Origin of the sequence: Variovorax boronicumulans (assembly GCF_009811375.1) — a bacterium.
Lineage (GTDB): Bacteria > Pseudomonadota > Gammaproteobacteria > Burkholderiales > Burkholderiaceae_C > Variovorax > Variovorax boronicumulans.
The window spans coordinates 465,709-485,867 of sequence record NZ_BKDH01000001.1; the positions used below are offsets into that span (position 1 = coordinate 465,709).

Here is a 20,159-nt window from a genome sequence, read left to right on the forward strand (position 1 = left end):
CGGGGCTTTTTCATGGGCGGTCGCTGCCGGTGTCAGCCCGGTGGCGGATTCGGCTTCAGGTGCTCCTGGCCCTTCAGCACCATCGCCATGCCGGCGGGGCCGCCCACCGCGTAGGGCAGCGAGGCCTGCAGCGAATGGGCGAAATCGCCGCGGTACAGTTTGGCGCCCTGGTGGGTCAGGTTCGAGTTGGCGTCGATGTAGATCGACTCGCCCAGCCCCGACCACAACCGGCAGAAGCCGTAGTCTTCCGACAGGTAGCGCCGCGTGATGGGGTCGACCATCACGTCGAAGAAGCGGTAGTGCAGCCCGCGGTCGGCTTCGCCGATGCTGTCGGGCACGTACTGCAGCTCGGGGTAGGCGGCCATGAGCCGTTCGAACACGCCGCGCCGGATCGCCATGAAGCCCGTGGGCGCCTCGGTCATCTTCATGAAGCCGTCGGGCTGCACCTCGAGCTCGATCTGCGACGCGCCTTCTTCGGCCTGGGCATTGACCGTGTAGCGCGTGAACGCGGCCTCGAACTGCTGTTGCGTGGTGCCTGCCGCCACGCCGTCCTGCGGCCAGTTCTCCCGCTTCAACGGGTACACGCCGGCGGCGATGTCGTAGCCCGACAGCAGCAGGCGGAACGCCGCCTCGGCCGAGAAACCGATGTCCGCGTCGATCCAGAACAGGTGGGTCCACTCGGTGTTGGCCAGGAACTGGGCCACGCAGTTGTTGCGCGCACGCGTGACCAGGCTCTCGCCCTGGTGCATCAGCACCTGCACCTTCATGCCGGCACGCTCGGCGCTCACGGTGAAGTTCAGCAGCGACGCCACGTAGTTCTGGAAGAACTTGCCGTCGTGGCTCGGCGTCACGATCACGGGATAGAAATTCCGGAGTTCGGACGGATCGAGCATGCGAGGGGGCTCCGTGGGACGAGGGGCTGGCTAGCGGGCAGGGCGCTGCATCAGGCCCTGCAGCAGGGTGTCGTAGGTCTGCGTGGCCACTGCGTCGCCGGGCAGGTAGCGCCCGATCAGCGCGCGTTGCCGGTCGCGGTAGGCCTGCGCCTGGGCGTCGTGCCCGTCGATGGCCTCGAGCACGCGGGCGCTGCCCGCGGCCACGTCGTTTTCTGCGTAGTAGTAGCCGAGGTCCGCGCACAGGTGGGCGTTGTGCACCAGCGGATAGCCCTGCCAGCAGGTCTCGAGGTAGAAGTAGTTGAGCGGGTTCTCCCACTGGTGGGAGACCACGATGTCGGTGTTCTGCGCCAGGAACACCGGGGTTTCGTGCCGGCCCAGGAAGACCGCCTTGTGCTGGCGCACCAGGTCGAGCTGGTTCATCAGCGTGATGAACTCCATGCTGTCCTTGGCCATGCGCTCCACGTTCGTGACCTGCAGCAGCCCGATCGCGTCGGGGCGGGCGCGGTAGGCCAGCTCGGCGATCAGGATCGGGTAGACGCAGAACTTCACCACGTTGATGTTCGGCTCCATCACGCTGAGCCGCCGCGGGCCGCTGCGCGGCTGGTACGCACCGCCGTCGGGCAGGGCGCGGGCGCGCTCTTGCAGGAACACCGGGCTCCAGACGAAGGGCACGGCGCGCGCCTCGGCGCGACGCAGCACCTCGAAGTACGGCTGGCTGATGTGGGCCACCTGCGGAACCATCCAGATGTCGTCGTAACGCTGGTTGATGAACAGGTTGCGGCCCCACAGCGGCTTGCCGAACAGCATCGACTCCATCGCGTGCACGTACTCGAAGCCGCAGCAGTACGACACCAGCCGCGCGCCGCGGCGCTTGAGGTGGTCGGTCTGGTCGGCGTCGATCTGGCCGCCCAGTTCGATCAGCACGTCCACGCTGTCCTTGGCCGCTTCGAAAGTCACGGTCGGCCAGCGGGCCTGGTCCCAGGGCAGGGCGGGGGTGATGGGGGTGGCGGTGGTGTTGACCAGCACCACCGAGGCGACGCTGGGGCAGTGCTTCAGCGCCTCTGCCAGGAACACGGCGTTCTGCTTGATGCCGTTGTTCCAGAGGGTCTCGGCCTCGTGGTGGAGGCCGATCGTGATGCCGATGCGCAGGCCGGCACCCGAGGCGGTGGTCATTGGTTTTCGCGGGGGACGTAGCCGGTCAGGCGCCAGCCTTGGGGTTCGAGGCGGAAGCTGACTTTTTCGAAGACCGTCTTGTCGTTGGTCAGGCGGGTGGCGAAGTCGACGTTGGCGTACAGGCCTGCAGGGATGCCGGTGCTGTCGTCCAGGTAGCGGATGCGGGTCACGCTGGCCCAGTCACGGCGGGCCACGACGCCCACGGTCTGGCGCGAGCGTTGCGTGTTGGCAACGAATTCGGCCTTGGGAAAGCGAGTCTTCACAAACGCAGATGCGGTGTCCCAGATCTCTCCCGCCCGGTTCTCATCGATCTGCTTGAGGCTGCTGAGGCCCGCCTGGACGAGTTCGTCGGCGGAGTTGCCGTCCTGCGCCAGGGCGCAGGAACCGGCCAGGGCCAGCGTGCATGCGGCCAGGAAACGGGGGAGAAACGGCTTCATTGGGCACCTTTTGTGAGGAAAACCGCTGTGACAGACAGCGGCGGCGATTCTAGGCGGGGCGTTCGGATCGACGTTCCACAGCGACATCGGCGAGCCGGAACTTGTCGCCAATCGTGAAAGTTTGTGAACTAAATCATCATTTCACGGTTTCCGGTAGACCGAAATGGCTGCAAATGTAAACGGCTGCGTACATTACCGCGTCCATTGTGAACGTCAGGGTAACTACGACCCTGGCTGGGGCGACGAACCGCGGGCGGTCGTCGTCTTCCTCCGCCGTTGATACCGCGCCCGCCCTCTGCGAACCGAGCTCGAAGAATATGAACAAGTCTTACCGAAGTATCTGGAATGAAGCCCTGGGGGCCTGGGTTGCGGCGTCTGAAATCACTTCGGCACGGGGGAAGAAGAGCAAGTCGCGGGTGGCTGCGGCTGTCGTGGCTGTTGCGGCTTCGGTTGCTGTGGGATGGGCGCCGGGAGCGCTTGCGGCGTATACGGGCAATCAATCAGGTGTCGGTGTGACGGGGACTAGCACCAACAGCGTCGCAATCGGCTCAAGCTCTGGCAGCGGTGCGGGTTCGGGACGTGCCTACGCCAATAGCGGCGACTTTGCCGTTGCGATCGGGTTCGCGGCCAATGCACTGGGTGCAAATGCCACGGCAATGGGGGCAAACGCGATCGCATCAAGTACAGGGGCAACGGCAATAGGTTCCGGCACCAATGCATCGAACACTGGCGCAACCGCATTGGGCTCGAATGCGATTGCCAGCGGCAATGGCGCAACCGCACTTGGTCAGAACACGGTCGCGACCAATACAGCCGACGTCGCAATCGGTCGCGGTGCATCAACAAGCGGTAGCGGTGGTTACGGTGTTGCCATTGGCCACAACGCGACGGCTCAAGCCAAAGGCGGGAGTTCCACTGCCATCGGTTCGGGTGCCAAGGCGAACATCGGAGCGGGTGCATTCGCGCTGGGCAACGACGCCAATGCCAGTGGCACGTCTTCGGTCGCGATCGGTGGAGGAGACGGCTCGACGACAGGTGGTTCGGTCGCTTCCGGTGAGCGAGCGATTGCGATCGGGCGCTCCAGCAATGCCTTCGGTGACAGGTCCGTCGCCATTGGCTCAGACGCAGCCGCAGCCCAGCAGGCCGTGGCGATGGGCGACGGCGCAAACGCCGCCTATGCCGGCAGTGTTGCCTTGGGGCAGGGAAGTGTGACGGGTGCCGCAGCCCCGACAGCAACCGGGTTTTTGACTGGATCTGCTGCGCCTGCCGCCGAAGTGTCTGTCGGCTCTGCAACGGCTCTACGTCGAATCACGAATGTGGCCGATGGCGCCGCAGCGCAAGATGCTGTGACTGTTGTGCAGTTGAGCACGGGTTTGAGCACCACCGCCAGCAGCATCAGTAGTCTGTCGACTTCGACGTCGACGGGGCTCAGCACGGCGACCAGCCGCATTTCGAGTCTGTCCACGGGGCTGAGCACCACGAACAGCAACGTCGGCAGCCTGTCGACTTCGACGTCCTCAGGTCTGAGTACCAGCAGCAGCCGCATCGACAGCCTCTCGACGTCGACGTCGAGCGGTTTGAGTACGGCGACCAGCGGCATTTCCAGCTTGTCGACCGGCCTGAGCACCACGAACAGCAACGTCGCCAGCCTGTCGACATCCACATCGTCGGGCCTGAGCACGGCGAGCAGTCGCATCAACAGCCTGTCGACTTCGACGTCGTCGGGTCTGAGTACGGCCACGAGCGGCATCTCGAGCCTCTCGACCGGCCTGAGCACCACGAACAGCAACGTCGGCAGCCTGTCGACCTCCACGTCGTCCGGGCTGAGCACGGCGACCAGCGGCATCTCCAGCCTGTCGACTGGCCTGAGTACCACGAACAGCAACGTCAGTAGCCTGTCGACATCGACGTCGTCTGGCTTGAGCACGGCCACGAGCGGCATCTCGAGCCTGTCCACCGGCCTGAGCACAACGAACAGCAATGTCGGCAGCCTGTCGACCTCCACGTCGTCGGGTCTGAGCACGGCGACCAGCGGCATCTCCAGTCTGTCGACTGGCCTGAGCACAACGAACAGCAACGTCAGCAGCCTGTCGACTTCGACGTCGTCCGGCCTGAGCACGGCCACGAGCGGTATCTCCAGCCTGTCCACCGGCTTGAGCACGACCAACAGCAATGTCAGCAGCCTGTCGACTTCGACGTCGTCCGGCCTGAGCACGGCCACGAGCGGCATCTCCAGCCTGTCCACAGGCCTGAGCACTACGAATAGCAACGTGAGCAGCCTTTCGACGTCGACGTCGTCGGGGCTGAGCACGGCGACCAGCGGAATCTCGAGCCTGTCCACGGGCTTGAGCACGACGAACAGCAATGTGGGCAGTCTGTCAACGTCCACGTCGACTGGCCTGAGCACGACCAACAGCCGCATCGACAGCCTGTCGACGTCCACATCGAGCGGCCTGAGCACTGCGACCAGTGGAATCTCGAGCCTGTCCACTGGTCTGAGCACGACGAACAGCAACGTCAGCAGCTTGTCGACCTCCACGTCGTCGGGTCTGAGCACCGCGACCAGCGGCATCTCCAGCTTGTCGACGGGCCTGAGCACCACGAACAGCAGCGTCAGCAGCCTGTCGACTTCGACGTCGTCCGGCCTGAGTACGGCCACGAGCAGCATCTCCAGCCTGTCCACGGGCTTGAGCACCACGAACAGCAACGTGGGTAGCTTGTCGACCTCGACATCGTCGGGTCTGAGCACGACCAACAGCCGCATCGACAGTCTCTCGACGTCCACGTCGAGCGGCCTGAGCACTGCGACCAGTGGTATCTCGAGCCTGTCCACGGGGCTGAGCACGACGAACAGCAACGTGAGCAGCTTGTCGACCTCGACGTCGTCGGGCCTGAGCACTGCCACCAGCGGCATCTCCAGCTTGTCCACGGGCCTGAGCACCACGAACAGCAACGTCAGCAGCTTGTCGACGTCCACGTCGTCCGGTTTGAGTACCGCTACGAGCGGCATCAACAGTCTGTCGACGGGCCTGAGCACGACCAACAGCAATGTGAGCAGCCTGTCGACGTCGACGTCGTCGGGCCTGAGCACGACCAACAGCCGCATCGACAGCCTCTCGACGTCCACGTCGTCTGGCCTGAGCACCGCTACCAGTGGCATCTCCAGTCTCTCCACGGGGTTGAGCACAACGAACAGCAACGTCAGCAGCCTGTCGACTTCGACGTCGAGCGGGCTGAGCACGGCGACCAGCGGCATCTCCAGCCTGTCGACTGGCCTGAGTACCACGAACAGCAACGTCAGTAGCCTGTCGACATCGACGTCGTCTGGCTTGAGCACGGCCACGAGTGGCATCTCGAGCCTGTCCACAGGTCTGAGCACGACGAACAGCAACGTCAGCAGCTTGTCGACCTCCACCTCGAGCGGCCTGAGCACCGCCACGAGCGGCATCTCCAGCCTGTCCACAGGCCTGAGCACTACGAATAGCAACGTGAGCAGCCTTTCGACGTCGACGTCGTCGGGTCTGAGCACGGCGACCAGCGGAATCTCGAGCCTGTCCACGGGCTTGAGCACGACGAACAGCAATGTGGGCAGCCTGTCAACGTCCACGTCGACTGGCCTGAGCACGACCAACAGCCGCATCGACAGCCTCTCGACGTCGACTTCAAGCGGTCTGAGCACCGCCACGAGCGGCATCTCGAGCCTGTCCACAGGTCTGAGCACCGCGACCAGCGGCATCGCCAGCTTGTCCACGGGTCTGAGCACGACGAACAGCAACGTCAGCAGCTTGTCGACGTCCACGTCGTCCGGTTTGAGTACCGCTACGAGCGGCATCAACAGTCTGTCGACGGGCCTGAGCACGACCAACAGCAACGTGAGCAGCCTGTCGACGTCGACGTCGTCGGGCCTGAGCACGGCCACGAGCAGCATCGACAGCCTCTCGACCTCCACCTCGAGCGGTCTGAGCACTGCAACCAGCGGTATCTCGAGCCTGTCCACGGGCTTGAGCACCACGAACAGCAACGTGGACAGCTTGTCGACCTCGACGTCGTCGGGTCTGAGCACGGCCAATAGCCGCATCGACAGCCTCTCGACATCTACGTCGTCGGGCCTGAGCACGGCGACCAGTGGTATCTCCAGCCTGTCCACAGGTCTGAGCACCACGAACAGCAATGTCAGCAGCTTGTCGACCTCGACGTCGAGCGGCTTGAGCACGGCAACCAGCGGCATCTCTAGTCTGTCTACGGGCCTGAGCACGACCAACAGCAACGTCAGCAGCCTGTCGACTTCGACGTCGTCCGGCCTGAGCACCGCGACCAGCGGCATCTCCAGTCTTTCGACCGGTCTCAGCACCACGAACAGCAACGTCAGCAGTCTGTCGACCTCGACGTCGTCTGGTTTGAGCACTGCCACCAGCGGCATCTCCAGCCTGTCCACGGGTCTGAGCACGACGAACAGCAACGTGAGCAGCTTGTCGACCTCCACGTCGTCTGGCCTGAGCACAGCGACCAGCGGGATCTCGAGCCTGTCCACGAGCCTGAGCTCGACAAACAGCAATGTCAGCAGCCTGTCGACCTCCACTTCGAGCGGCTTGAGCACAGCCACGAGTGGCATCGACAGCCTTTCGACTGGTCTGAGCACGACCAACAGCAACGTCAGCAGCCTCTCGACCTCGACGTCGTCCGGCCTGAGCACGGCGACCAGCGGCATCTCGAGCCTGTCTACGGCTCTGAGCAGCACCAACAGCAACCTGGACAGCCTCTCGACTTCCACGTCGAGTGGATTGAGCACCGCGACCAGTGGCATCTCCAGCTTGTCTACTGGCCTGAGCACGACCAACAGCAACGTGAGCAGCCTGTCGACTTCGACATCGTCGGGCCTGAGCACTGCGACCAGTGGCATCGCCAGCCTGTCGACGGGCTTGAGCACCACGAACAGCAGCGTGGGCAGCTTGTCGACCTCGACGTCCAGTGGTTTGAGCACGACCAACAGTCGAATCGATAGCCTTTCGACCTCCACGTCCTCGGGGCTGAGCACGGCGACGAGTGGCATCTCGAGCCTGTCGACCGGGCTGAGCACCACGAACAGCAACGTGAGCAGCCTGTCGACTTCGACTTCGTCGGGTCTGAGCACCGCCACGAGCAGCATCGACAGCCTCTCGACGTCTACTTCGAGCGGTCTGAGTACAGCAACCAGCGGCATCTCGAGCTTGTCGACGGGCCTGAGCACGACGAACAGCAACGTGAGCAGCCTGTCGACTTCGACGTCGAGTGGCCTGAGCACGGCGACCAGCGGGATCTCTAGCCTGTCCACGAGCCTGAGCTCGACAAACAGCAATGTCAGCAGCCTGTCGACCTCCACTTCGAGCGGCTTGAGCACAGCCACGAGTGGCATCGACAGCCTGTCGACTGGTCTGAGCACGACCAACAGCAACGTCAGCAGCCTGTCGACTTCCACGTCGTCTGGCCTCAGCACCGCCACGAGCGGCATCTCCAGCCTGTCTACAGGCCTGAGCACCACGAACAGCAATGTGGGCAGCCTGTCGACTTCGACATCGTCGGGTCTGAGCACAGCCAACAGCCGTATCGACAGCCTGTCGACGTCCACGTCGAGCGGCCTCAGCACCACGAACAGCAACCTGGACAGCCTTTCGACCTCGACGTCGAGTGGCTTGAGCACGGCGACCAGCGGCATCTCCAGCTTGTCGACGGGCCTGAGCACGACGAACAGCAATGTGAGCAGCTTGTCGACGTCTACGTCGTCGGGTTTGAGCACGGCCACGAGCGGCATCTCCAGCCTGTCCACGGGCCTGAGCACGACGAACAGCAACGTGGGCAGCCTGTCGACTTCGACATCGTCGGGTCTGAGCACGGCGACCAGTGGGATCTCCAGCCTGTCGACCGGCCTGAGTACCACGAACAGCAATGTCAGCAGCTTGTCGACCTCGACGTCGTCGGGGCTCAGCACGGCGACCAGTGGCATCTCCAGCCTGTCCACTGGCCTGAGCACTACGAACAGCAACGTCAGCAGCTTGTCGACCTCGACCTCGTCCGGTCTGAGCACGGCCACGAGCAGCATCGACAGCCTTTCGACTTCGACGTCGTCTGGTTTGAGCACTGCCACCAGCGGTATCTCCAGCCTGTCCACGGGTCTGAGCACGACGAACAGCAACGTGAGCAGCCTGTCGACCTCGACGTCCTCTGGTTTGAGCACGGCGACCAGTGGCATCTCCAGCCTGTCTACCGGCCTCAGCTCCACGAACAGCAACCTGGACAGCCTTTCGACCTCCACGTCGAGCGGTCTGAGCACTGCAACCAGTGGAATTTCGAGCCTGTCGACTTCGACGTCGTCGGGCCTGAGCACGACCAACAGCCGTATCGATAGCCTTTCGACATCCACGTCGAGCGGCCTGAGCACGGCGACGAGCAGCATCGACAGCCTCTCGACGTCTACGTCCTCGGGCCTGAGCACTGCGACCAGCGGCATCTCTAGCCTGTCCACTGGCTTGAGCACGACCAACAGCAACGTCAGCAGCCTGTCGACCTCCACGTCGAGCGGCCTGAGCACGGCGACAAGCAACATCGACAGCCTATCGACGTCCACGTCGTCTGGTTTGAGCACTGCCACCAGCGGTATCTCCAGCCTGTCGACTGGCTTGAGCACGACCAACAGCAACGTCAGCAGCCTGTCGACCTCCACGTCGAGCGGCCTGAGCACGGCGACGAGCAACATCGACAGCCTTTCGACGTCTACGTCCTCTGGTTTGAGCACCGCGACCAGTGGTATCTCCAGCCTGTCGACCGGCCTGAGCACGACGAACAGCAACGTCAGCAGCCTCTCGACCTCGACCTCGTCGGGTCTGAGCACCGCCACCAGCGGCATCTCCAGCCTGTCCACTGGGTTGAGCACGACGAACAGCAACGTCGGCAGCCTCTCGACCTCCACGTCGTCGGGTTTGAGCACGGCGAACAGCAGCATTAGCAGCTTGTCGACGTCTACATCGTCCGGCCTGAGCACGGCCACGAGCAGCATCGACAGCCTGTCGACGGGCTTGAGCACGGCGACCAGTGGTTTCTCGAGCCTGTCCACCGGCCTGAGCACCACCAACAGCAACCTGGACAGCCTGTCGACGTCCACGTCGAGCGGCTTGAGCACGGCCACCAGCGGTATCTCCAGCCTGTCCACGGGTCTGAGCACCACGAACAGCAACGTCGGCAGCTTGTCGACCTCGACTTCGTCTGGCTTGAGCACGACGAACAGCCGTATCGACAGCCTGTCGACGTCCACGTCGTCGGGCTTGAGTACGGCGACCAGTGGCATCGATAGCCTGTCTACCGGCCTGAGCACGACGAACAGCAACGTCAGCAGCCTGTCGACGTCGACATCGTCTGGCTTGAGCACGGCGACGAGCAGCATCGACAGTCTTTCGACTTCGACCTCGTCGGGTCTGAGCACTGCCACCAGCGGCATCTCCAGCCTGTCCACTGGCTTGAGCACGACCAACAGCAACGTCAGCAGCTTGTCGACCTCGACGTCGTCTGGCCTGAGCACCGCGACGAGCAGCATCGACAGCCTCTCCACGTCCACATCGTCGGGCTTGAGCACGGCCACCAGCGGTATCTCGAGCCTGTCCACGGGGCTAAGCACGACGAACAGCAACGTCAGCAGCTTATCGACCTCGACCTCGTCCGGTCTGAGCACGGCCACGAGCAGCATCGACAGTCTTTCGACTTCGACGTCGTCGGGTTTGAGCACTGCCACCAGTGGCATCAACAGCCTGTCGACCGGTCTGAGCACGACCAACAGCAATGTGAGCAGCCTGTCGACGTCCACGTCGTCAGGGCTGAGCACGGCGGCCAGCGGCATCGCCAGCCTGTCCACCGGCCTGAGCACCACCAATAGCAACCTGGACAGCCTGTCGACCTCCACGTCGAGCGGCTTGAGCACGGCAACCAGTGGTATTTCGAGCCTGTCGACTTCAACGTCGTCTGGCTTGAGCACGGCGACGAGCAGCATTGGCAGCCTTTCGACCTCGACGTCGTCTGGTTTGAGTACTGCGACCAGCGGTATCTCCAGCTTGTCCACTGGCCTCAGCTCCACGAACAGCAACCTGGACAGCCTGTCGACGTCCACGTCGAGTGGCTTGAGCACGGCCACCAGCGGTATCTCGAGCCTGTCTACGGGCCTGAGCACCACGAACAGCAATGTGAGCAGCCTGTCGACCTCCACGTCGTCCGGCTTGAGCACTGCGACGAGCAGCATCGACAGCCTGTCGACTGGCCTGAGCACGACCAACAGCAACGTCAGCAGCCTGTCGACCTCGACGTCGTCCGGCCTGAGCACTGCGACCAGCGGCATCTCGAGCCTGTCCACTGGCTTGAGCACCACGAACAGCAACGTGAGCAGCTTGTCGACTTCGACGTCGAGCGGCCTGAGCACGGCCACGAGCAGCATCTCGAGCCTGTCCACTGGCCTGAGCACAACGAACAGCAATGTCAGCAGTCTTTCGACCTCGACGTCGAGTGGGCTGAGCACGGCCACGAGCGGCATTGAGAGCCTCTCGACCGGCTTGAGCACGGCAACCAGCGGTATCTCCAGTCTGTCGACGGGCCTGAGCACCACGAACAGCAACGTGAGCAGCCTGTCGACGTCCACGTCGAGCGGGCTGAGCACGGCCGCGAGTGGCATCGATAGCCTTTCGACGGGGCTCAGCACTGCGACCAGTGGCATTTCCAGCCTGTCCACTGGCCTGAGCACGACGAACAGCAATGTCGGCAGCTTGTCGACCTCGACGTCGTCGGGCCTGAGCACGGCCACGAGCAGCATCAATAGCCTCTCGACCGGCTTGAGCACCGCAACCAGCGGTATCTCCAGTCTGTCGACTGGCCTGAGCACCACGAACAGCAACGTCAGCAGCCTCTCGACGTCCACGTCGTCCGGCCTCAGCACCGCCACGAGCGGCATCTCCAGCCTGTCCACGGGCCTGAGCACGACGAACAGCAACGTGGGCAGCCTGTCGACTTCGACATCGTCGGGTCTGAGCACGGCCAATAGCCGCATCGACAGCCTGTCGACTTCCACGTCCAGCGGCCTGAGCACCACGAACAGCAACCTGGACAGCCTTTCGACCTCGACGTCGAGTGGTTTGAGCACAGCGACCAGCGGCATCTCGAGCCTGTCGACGGGTCTGAGCACGACGAACAGCAATGTGAGCAGCCTGTCGACGTCCACTTCGTCCGGCCTCAGTACCGCCACGAGCGGCATCTCCAGCCTGTCCACGGGCCTGAGCTCGACGAACAGCAATGTCAGCAGTCTTTCGACCTCCACGTCGTCCGGCTTGAGCACTGCGACGAGCAGCATCGACAGTCTGTCGACCGGCCTGAGCACGACCAACAGCAACGTCAGCAGCCTGTCGACGTCCACGTCGTCTGGCCTGAGCACCGCCACCAGCGGCATCTCCAGCCTGTCCACGGGCTTGAGCACGACGAACAGCAACGTGAGCAGCTTGTCGACCTCCACGTCGTCTGGCTTGAGCACTGCGACAAGCAGTATTGACAGCCTGTCGACTGGTCTGAGCACGACCAACAGCAACGTCAGCAGCCTGTCGACTTCCACGTCGTCTGGCCTCAGCACCGCCACGAGCGGCATCTCCAGCCTGTCTACAGGCCTGAGCACCACGAACAGCAATGTGGGCAGCCTGTCGACTTCGACATCGTCGGGTCTGAGCACAGCCAACAGCCGTATCGACAGCCTGTCGACGTCCACGTCGAGCGGCCTCAGCACCACGAACAGCAACCTGGACAGCCTTTCGACCTCGACGTCGAGTGGCTTGAGCACGGCGACCAGCGGCATCTCCAGCTTGTCGACGGGCCTGAGCACGACGAACAGCAATGTGAGCAGCTTGTCGACGTCTACGTCGTCGGGTTTGAGCACGGCCACGAGCGGCATCTCCAGCCTGTCCACGGGCCTGAGCACGACGAACAGCAACGTGGGCAGCCTGTCGACTTCGACATCGTCGGGTCTGAGCACGGCGACCAGTGGGATCTCCAGCCTGTCGACCGGTCTGAGCACCACGAACAGCAACGTCAGCAGCCTGTCGACGTCCACGTCGTCGGGTCTGAGCACCGCCACCAGCGGGATCTCCAGCCTGTCTACCGGCCTGAGTACCACGAACAGCAATGTCAGCAGCTTGTCGACCTCGACGTCGTCGGGGCTCAGCACGGCGACCAGTGGCATCTCCAGCCTGTCCACTGGCCTGAGCACTACGAACAGCAACGTCAGCAGCTTGTCGACCTCGACCTCGTCCGGTCTGAGCACGGCCACGAGCAGCATCGACAGCCTTTCGACTTCGACGTCGTCTGGTTTGAGTACGGCAACCAGCGGTATCTCGAGCCTGTCGACGGGCCTGAGTACCACGAACAGCAACGTGAGCAGCTTGTCGACCTCGACGTCGTCTGGCTTGAGCACTGCCACGAGCAGCATCGACAGCCTCTCGACCTCCACCTCGAGCGGTCTGAGCACTGCAACCAGCGGTATCTCGAGCCTGTCCACGGGCTTGAGCACCACGAACAGCAACGTGGGCAGCTTGTCGACCTCGACGTCGAGCGGCTTGAGCACGGCAACCAGCGGCATCTCTAGTCTGTCGTCGGGCCTGAGCACGACCAACAGCAACGTCAGCAGCCTGTCGACCTCGACGTCGTCGGGCTTGAGTACGGCAACCAGCGGTATCTCCAGCCTGTCCACGGGCCTGAGCACCACGAATAGCAATGTGAGCAGCTTGTCGACCTCGACGTCGAGCGGCCTGAGCACTGCGACGAGCAGCATCGACAGCCTGTCGACCGGCCTGAGCACGACGAACAGCAACATCAGCAGCCTCTCGACGTCTACGTCGTCTGGCCTGAGCACGGCGACCAGCGGTATCTCGAGCCTGTCCACCGGCCTGAGCACGACGAACAGCAACGTAAGCAGCCTGTCGACCTCGACGTCGAGCGGCCTGAGCACTGCCACCAGTGGCATCTCCAGCCTGTCCACCGGCTTGAGCACGACGAACAGCAACGTGAGCAGCCTGTCGACTTCCACGTCGTCCGGCCTCAGCACCGCTACTAGTGGCATCGACAGCCTCTCGACCGGTTTGAGCACAGCGACCAGTGGCATCTCCAGCTTGTCCACGGGCCTGAGCACCACGAACAGCAACGTCAGCAGCCTGTCGACTTCGACGTCGTCGGGACTGAGCACGGCCACGAGCGGCATCGACAGCCTCTCGACCGGCTTGAGCTCGGCGACCAGCGGCATCTCGAGTCTGTCTACTGGTCTGAGCACAACGAACAGCAACGTCAGCAGTCTCTCGACCTCCACGTCGTCCGGTCTGAGCACCGCGGCGAGCGGCATCGACAGCCTCTCGACCGGCTTGAGCACGGCGACCAGTGGCATCTCCAGCCTGTCGACCGGCCTGAGCACCACGAATAGCAACATCAGCAGCCTCTCGACGTCGACGTCGTCCGGCCTCAGCACTGCTACCAGCGGTATCTCCAGCCTGTCCACGGGCCTGAGCACGACGAACAGCAATGTCAGCAGCCTGTCGACGTCGACGTCGTCCGGTCTCAGCACCGCTACCAGCGGCATCGACAGCCTCTCGACTGGTTTGAGCACGGCGACCAGTGGCATCTCCAGCTTGTCCACTGGCTTGAGTACGACGAACAGCAACGTCGGTAGCTTGTCGACTTCGACGTCGAGCGGCATCTCCAGCCTGTCGACCGGCCTGAGCACCGCCACCAGCGGCATCTCCAGCCTCTCCACAGGCCTGAGCACCACCAACAGCAACGTCAGCAGCCTCTCGACTTCCACGTCGTCTGGTCTGAGCACCGCGACGAGCGGAATCGACAGCCTCTCGACTGGTCTGAGCACGGCGACCAGTGGCATCTCCAGCCTGTCCACCGGCTTGAGCACGACGAACAGTAACGTGAGCAGCCTCTCGACATCTACGTCGTCTGGCCTGAGCACCGCGGCGAGCGGAATCGACAGTCTGTCGACTGGCCTGAGCACCGCCACCAGCGGCATCTCGAGCCTGTCCACCGGCCTGAGCACCACGAACAGCAACGTCGGTAGCTTGTCGACTTCGACGTCGAGCGGCATCTCCAGTCTGTCGACGGGCCTGAGCACCGCCACCAGCGGAATTTCTAGCCTCTCGACCGGCCTGAGCACCACCAACAGCAACGTGAGCAGCCTGTCGACCTCGACGTCGAGCGGCCTGAGCACGGCCGCGAGTGGCATCGACAGCCTGTCGACGGGGCTGAGCACCGTCACCAGCGGTATCTCAAGCCTTTCGACCGGCCTGAGCACGACGAACAGCAACGTGAGCAGCCTGTCGACTTCCACGTCGTCGGGTTTGAGTACGGCCACGAGCGGCATCGACAGCTTGTCGACGGGTCTGAGCACGGCCACCAGCGGTATTTCCAGCCTGTCCACTGGCCTGAGCACCACGAACAGCAACGTCGGTAGCCTGTCGACTTCGACGTCGAGCGGGATCTCCAGTCTGTCGACGGGCCTGAGCACGACGAACAGCAATGTGAGCAGCCTCTCGACCGGCCTGAGCACCGCCACCAGCGGCATCTCCAGCCTCTCCACAGGCCTGAGCACCACCAACAGCAACGTCAGCAGCCTCTCGACCTCCACGTCCTCGGGCCTGAGCACCGCCACGAGCAACATCGACAGCCTCTCGACCGGCCTCAGCACGACGAACAGCAACGTCGACAGCCTCTCGACCTCGACCTCGTCGGGCCTGAGCACGGCCACGAGCAGCATCGACAGCCTGTCGACCGGCCTGAGCACGACCAACAGCAACGTCAGCAGCCTGTCCACCTCGTTCTCGTCCGGCCTGAGCACCGCCTACAGCGGCATCTTCAGCCTGTCGACGGGCCTGAGCACGACGAACAGCAACCTGGGCAGCCTGTCGTCCTCGACCTCGACCGGCCTGAGCACTGCCAACAGCAGCATCGGCAGCCTGTCGACCGGCCTGAGCACCGCCAACAGCGGCATCAGCAGCCTGTCGACCGGCCTGAGCACGACCAACAGCAATGTCGGCAGCCTCTCGTCGGGCCTGAGCACGACGAACAGCAACCTGAACAGCCTCTCGACCTCCACGTCGTCCGGCCTGAGCACGGTCACGAGCAGCGTGAACAGCCTGTCGAGCTCGGTGTCCACCGGCCTGAGCACCTCGGCCAGCCGCATCGACAGCCTGTCGACCGGGCTGAGCACGGTGGGCAGCAGCGTTGACAGTCTTTCGACTGGCCTGAGCACGACCAACAGCGCCGTCGGCAGCCTGTCGACCGGCCTGAGCACGACGAACAGCAACGTGAGCAGCCTGTCCACCGGGTTGAGCACGACCAACAGCACCGTCAACAGCCTGTCGACCGGCCTGAGCACCACCAACAGCAACCTGGACAGCCTGTCCACCAGCGTGGGCGGCGCGGCCAGCGGCCTCTCCAGCCTGTCGACCTCGACGTCGACTGGCCTGAGCACGGCGATGAGCGGCATCGGCAGCCTGAGCACGACGGTCAGCTCGATCTACAACGGAGGCACCAAGTACTTCCACGCCAACTCGACCAACACCGACTCCAAGGCCAGCGGTGCGGAAGCGGTGGCGATCGGGCCGCGTTCCGAAGCCAGCGGCGCCAACTCCTTCGCCGCCGGCAACGGCGCGCGGGCCACGGCCGACGGCGCGGTGGCGGTGGGCTTCGGGGCGCAGGCCACGGGCACCAACGCGATCGCCATCGGCACCGGGGCGCTGGCCACGGGCTCGCAGGCCATCGGCGCGAACTCCCGTGCCGGCGGCGGCGGCGTGGCCCTGGGTGACGGTGCGGACGCCGGCGGCACGCCGCTGAGCAAGGCGCAGAACATCGCGCAGGGCACGGCCATCGGCTTCGGCGCGGTGGTCCAGCAGACCGGCGGCGTGGCACTGGGTGCGAACTCGGTGGCCTCGCGGGCGGCGGGCGTGGCTGGCTACGTGCCGGGCAGCGCGAATGCGCAGCAGGAAGCGGCCATCAAGGCCACGACCAGCACGCAGGCGGCGGTGTCGGTGGGCGATGCGGCCAACAACCAGTTCCGCCAGATCACGGGCGTGGCAGCCGGCTCGGCCGACAGCGACGCGACCAACGTGGCGCAGCTGAAGGCGGTCTCGGCGGCTGCGAAGGCCAGCAGCGTGCAGTACGCCACCAACCCCGACGGGTCGGTGAACTACAACCAGATCACGCTGGGCACCGAGACTTCGGGTCCCACGCGCATCAGCAACGTGGCACCGGGCGTGCTGCCGGGCGACGCGGTCAACCTGGGCCAGCTGCAGCAGGTGCAAAAGCAGGTGGGCGACGTGGCGCGCATCGCCTACTCGGGCTCGGCGATGGCCTTCGCGATGTCGGGCACCTACCTGCCCACGCTGTACCCGGGCGAGAAGACGATCGGCATCGGCATGGGTTCGTACAAGGGCTACAGCGCCGTGGCGCTGACCTTCAAGGCCCTGTCGGACGACGGCAAGATCTCCTGGGGCGCGGGCCTGAGCTCCACCGGCAAGGAGTGGGGCGTCAACGCGGGCATCGGCTGGAAGTGGAAGTAAAAGGCCGCTAGGCCGACGCCCCCGGTCCGGTGGCTCCCGCGCCCTGCGCGCGGGAGCCATTGTTTTTTTGGTACACACTTCGGCCATGCGCATCGGTATTTCAGTCCTCTCCCACGCGGGGCAGAACATCTGGGAAAACGGAATGGGACAGAACGTCCTGTTCCTGGCCCGGCTGCTGCAACGCATCGAATTCGTCGAGTCCGTCACGCTCATCGACGCGGGCGACCAGCAGGCGATGCCGCCGCAGGTCGACCTGTCGGCGATGGGGCTCACGCTGGGCCGCGCCCGCGAGCTGACCGATGCGCTCGACGTGGTCATCGAAATGGCCGGTGCGCTCGACGTGCAGTGGCTGTCGTACTTCCGCGCCTGCGGCGGACGCGTGGCCTTCCACGGCGTGGGGCAGCCCTTCGTGGCGCTGGCCGAGCCGATCGTCTTTGCCGACAAGGGGCACTTCGGCGCCACCGACCGCTGCGACGAGATCTGGCTGCTGCCCAAGGACACGGCCTTTGCGCCGATGATGCGCACGCTGCACCGCTGCCCGGTGCACGAGGTGCCGTACCTGTGGTCGCCGCAGTTCCTGGCGCAGCGTGTGGACGAGGTGCAGGCGCAGGGCTTTCGCTTCGGCTACCAGCCGCGCACGGCGCAGCAACCGGGGTTCCGGGTCGCGATCTTCGAGCCCAACATCTCGGTGGTGAAGTCGTGCAGCATCCCGATGCTGATCACCGACGAGGCCTACCGCACCAACCCGGAGCACGTCGCGGCGATGCACGTGCTCAACACGCTGCACCTGAAAGACCATCCGACGATGCTCTACCTGGCCAACTCGCTGGACATCGTGCGCCAGCACAAGGCCACCTTCCACGGACGGCACGACTTCGCCGGCTTCATGGTGCAGCACGCCGACGCGGTGGTGTCGCACCAGTGGCAGAACGACCAGAACTACAGCTACCTCGACGCGCTGTACGGCAACTACCCGCTGGTGCACAACTCGCCCTGGCTGCGCGATGCCGGCTACTACTACCCCGACTTCGACATCGCCGTCGGCGCCGAACAGCTGGCCGCGGCCGTGCGCGGCCACGACGCGCAACTCGACGACTACCGCGCGCGCAGCCAGCGCGTGTTCGACGCGATCGACCCGATGCACCCCGCCAACATCGACGGCTACGCACAGCGGCTGTTGAACCTGGTGGGCGGCGATCCGGCGTTCCGTGCCGGCAACGCGAAGGTGGCCGCATGAGCGAAGGGCAAAACCCCACCGCAGGCCCGCGCGCGGCCGCTTCACCGACCCGGCTGAAAGTCGGCGTCTCCATCTTCATCCGCAAGGGCGAGCAGAGCCTGTGGGAGAACGGCGTCTACCAGAACTGCCTGTTCCTCGTGATGCTGCTGCTGCGTTCGCCCTGCGTCGAGCGCACGGTGCTGGTGGCCGGCGGCGGCGACGGCGGTCCGGCCGACGCCACCAACTTCCTGGCCGACTCGCCGGTGCCGATCATCGACATGGCGACCGCCGCGCAGGAGCTCGACCTCATGATCGAGATGAGCGCGCAACTGGGGCGCGACTGGTCGGTGGCGTTCCGCGAGCGCGGCGGAAAAATCGTCTCGATGCGCGTGGGCAACGACTACGTGATCGACATCGAGCGCATGACCTTCAACAAGCCGCACGGCATGCTGGTCAGCGGCGCACCGTACGACGAGGTGTGGACGCTGCCCGAGTACGAAACCTCCTGCAAGCCGTACTTCGCGAGCACCTTCCGCGCACCCACCAAGCTCATGCCGCACCTGTGGAGCCCGATGGTGGTCGAGAAGGCGATGGCGCGCGGCGCCGAGGGCAAGCGCTTTGCCTACGAGCCGGGGCGCAAGCAGTGGCGCGTGGCCATCTTCGAGCCCAACATCTGCATGGTGAAGACCAGCTTCATCCCGATGCTGGGCTGCGAGTCGGCGCACCGCGCGCAGCCTCGCCTCATCGAGAAGATGTGGGTCTACAACAGCTTCCACCTGAAGGACAAGCCGAACTTCGTCGCCTTCGCCCAGAGCCTGGATCTGGTGCAGCACGGCCTGGCGACCTTCGAAGGGCGCTTTCCGCTGTACCAGGTGCTGCCGGGCGCCATCGACGCGGTCTTTGCGCACCATTGGGAGAACGCGCAGAACTACCTCTACTACGAGGCGCTGTACGGCGGCTGGCCGCTCATTCACAACTCGCACCTGATCGGCGACTGCGGCTACCGCTATCACGGCTTCGACTGCGAGGAGGGCGGGCAGGCGCTGCGGCGTGCGTTCGCCGAGCACGACGCCAACCTGCCGGCCTACCGCGAGCGCGCACGCGCTCTCATCGCGAAGCTCGACCCGGAAGGCGAGGAGAACGTGCGCCTCTACTCGGCGGCCATCGAGAGCCTCTACGCGTGAAGGCGACACCGATGAACGTCCTCGCCCGATCCACCGTTGTAGCCTGCACGCTCGCGATGGCCGGCAGCGCGCTCGCGCAGGGCGTGCTGGCCCCGCCCGCGGCGCCGCAGGACACGCTCACGCGCGCCGCCGCCAGCGTGGGCGTGCAGCGCTGCCTGCCCGCGATCACGCGGCTGGCCACGCTCACCGTGCAGGGCAGCCGCGCGCACGACGTGCTGCTCGACTGGGACCGCAAGCGTCCCGACGCCGGCCCGGTGTTCTCGCTTGTCGGCATCCAGTACCCGAACGCGGGCGTGGCCGCGTCGATCACCGCCATTCCCGACGACAGCGGCGCCTGCACCGTGGCGGCCGAGCGCATCTCGGTCGCGCCCTTCACCTGCGCCAGCGTGGCCGAGCAGGAACTGAAGAACTACAAGCGCACGGCGCTGCTGCCGATCTACACGGTCTACACCGACGACAAGGAACCCACCTCGTCGGTCTCGCTGATCGACTCGCCGCCGGGCTGCCTCGTGATCCGCCGCTACGTCGAGTACGGCTGGCGCGATCCCAATGCACCCGTGCCGGCCGCCGCGCCGGCCGGTCAGGCGCCCAAGCGTCGCTGATCCCGCGGGGCGCGCGAGCCCGTCTCCGACACGCGCGAACGCCCTTGACCG

Annotated in this window: 9 protein-coding genes and 3 pseudogenes; 6 read left to right on the forward strand and 6 right to left on the reverse strand. The window is 64.8% G+C overall.

Annotated features, from left to right (window positions below):
• Nucleotides 1-32: 32 nt before the first annotated feature.
• From VHAB30_RS02210 to VHAB30_RS02220, 3 genes are read right to left on the reverse strand one after another with little or no spacing between them, the layout of a single operon-like run.
• Complete coding sequence (locus VHAB30_RS02210; RefSeq protein WP_159275660.1) at nt 33-893, reverse strand: hypothetical protein; 861 nt, start codon at nt 891-893, stop codon at nt 33-35.
• Between the two features lie 30 nt (nt 894-923).
• On the reverse strand, nt 924-2,066 hold the full coding sequence (locus tag VHAB30_RS02215; RefSeq protein ID WP_070062276.1) for a DUF2827 domain-containing protein: 1,143 nt from the start codon (nt 2,064-2,066) through the stop codon (nt 924-926).
• The gene (locus VHAB30_RS02220; protein WP_159275661.1) at nt 2,063-2,503 is read right to left on the reverse strand and encodes a DUF4019 domain-containing protein; all 441 of its coding nucleotides are present in this window, start codon (nt 2,501-2,503) and stop codon (nt 2,063-2,065) included. The genes VHAB30_RS02215 and VHAB30_RS02220 overlap by 4 nt, the downstream gene beginning before the upstream one ends.
• Before the next feature lie 317 nt (nt 2,504-2,820).
• On the opposite strand from VHAB30_RS02220, the pseudogene VHAB30_RS31395 reads away from it, so the two are divergent.
• Nucleotides 2,821-3,870, forward strand: a pseudogene (locus VHAB30_RS31395) (ESPR-type extended signal peptide-containing protein); the annotation flags it as partial.
• Nucleotides 3,871-5,265: 1,395 nt separating this feature from the next.
• Nucleotides 5,266-12,792 (forward strand): annotated as a pseudogene (locus VHAB30_RS31360) (ESPR-type extended signal peptide-containing protein); the annotation flags it as partial.
• A gap of 2,594 nt (nt 12,793-15,386) precedes the next feature.
• On the opposite strand, the gene VHAB30_RS31400 reads toward VHAB30_RS31360, so the two are convergent.
• The 3 genes from VHAB30_RS31400 to VHAB30_RS31410 form a co-directional block, all read right to left on the reverse strand.
• Nucleotides 15,387-16,049: a hypothetical protein gene (locus tag VHAB30_RS31400; RefSeq protein ID WP_308789327.1), complete on the reverse strand. Its 663-nt coding sequence runs from the start codon at nt 16,047-16,049 to the stop codon at nt 15,387-15,389.
• Between the two features lie 15 nt (nt 16,050-16,064).
• Nucleotides 16,065-16,415: a hypothetical protein gene (locus VHAB30_RS31405; RefSeq protein ID WP_308789328.1), complete on the reverse strand. Its 351-nt coding sequence runs from the start codon at nt 16,413-16,415 to the stop codon at nt 16,065-16,067.
• An 84-nt stretch (nt 16,416-16,499) separates the two neighbouring features.
• Nucleotides 16,500-16,715: a hypothetical protein gene (locus VHAB30_RS31410; RefSeq protein ID WP_308789329.1), complete on the reverse strand. Its 216-nt coding sequence runs from the start codon at nt 16,713-16,715 to the stop codon at nt 16,500-16,502.
• On the opposite strand from VHAB30_RS31410, the pseudogene VHAB30_RS31415 reads away from it, so the two are divergent.
• The 4 genes and pseudogenes from VHAB30_RS31415 to VHAB30_RS02240 form a co-directional block, all read left to right on the forward strand.
• A pseudogene (locus tag VHAB30_RS31415) lies at nt 16,618-17,106 on the forward strand (YadA-like family protein); the annotation flags it as partial. The gene VHAB30_RS31410 and the pseudogene VHAB30_RS31415 overlap by 98 nt on opposite strands.
• Before the next feature lie 85 nt (nt 17,107-17,191).
• Complete coding sequence (locus tag VHAB30_RS02230) at nt 17,192-18,343, forward strand: DUF2827 domain-containing protein (RefSeq protein ID WP_070062291.1); 1,152 nt, start codon at nt 17,192-17,194, stop codon at nt 18,341-18,343.
• Nucleotides 18,340-19,506 carry a DUF2827 domain-containing protein gene (locus VHAB30_RS02235; protein WP_159275662.1) on the forward strand — a complete coding sequence of 389 codons (1,167 nt, stop codon included), beginning with the start codon at nt 18,340-18,342 and terminating at the stop codon, nt 19,504-19,506. Before VHAB30_RS02230 ends, VHAB30_RS02235 begins: the two co-directional genes overlap by 4 nt.
• Before the next feature lie 11 nt (nt 19,507-19,517).
• Nucleotides 19,518-20,108: a hypothetical protein gene (locus VHAB30_RS02240; protein WP_159275663.1), complete on the forward strand. Its 591-nt coding sequence runs from the start codon at nt 19,518-19,520 to the stop codon at nt 20,106-20,108.
• Nucleotides 20,109-20,159: the final 51 nt, after the last annotated feature.

Coding starts and splice junctions, on each gene's coding strand:
- VHAB30_RS02240 (WP_159275663.1), top strand. CDS start 19,518: ATGAACGTCCTCGCCCGATCCACCGTTGTAGCCTGCACGCTCGCGATG.
- VHAB30_RS02235 (WP_159275662.1), top strand. CDS start 18,340: ATGAGCGAAGGGCAAAACCCCACCGCAGGCCCGCGCGCGGCCGCTTCA.
- VHAB30_RS31405 (WP_308789328.1), bottom strand. CDS start 16,415: ATGGCCGTGCCCTGCGCGATGTTCTGCGCCTTGCTCAGCGGCGTGCCG.
- VHAB30_RS02215 (WP_070062276.1), bottom strand. CDS start 2,066: ATGACCACCGCCTCGGGTGCCGGCCTGCGCATCGGCATCACGATCGGC.
- VHAB30_RS02220 (WP_159275661.1), bottom strand. CDS start 2,503: ATGAAGCCGTTTCTCCCCCGTTTCCTGGCCGCATGCACGCTGGCCCTG.
- VHAB30_RS02230 (WP_070062291.1), top strand. CDS start 17,192: ATGCGCATCGGTATTTCAGTCCTCTCCCACGCGGGGCAGAACATCTGG.
- VHAB30_RS02210 (WP_159275660.1), bottom strand. CDS start 893: ATGCTCGATCCGTCCGAACTCCGGAATTTCTATCCCGTGATCGTGACG.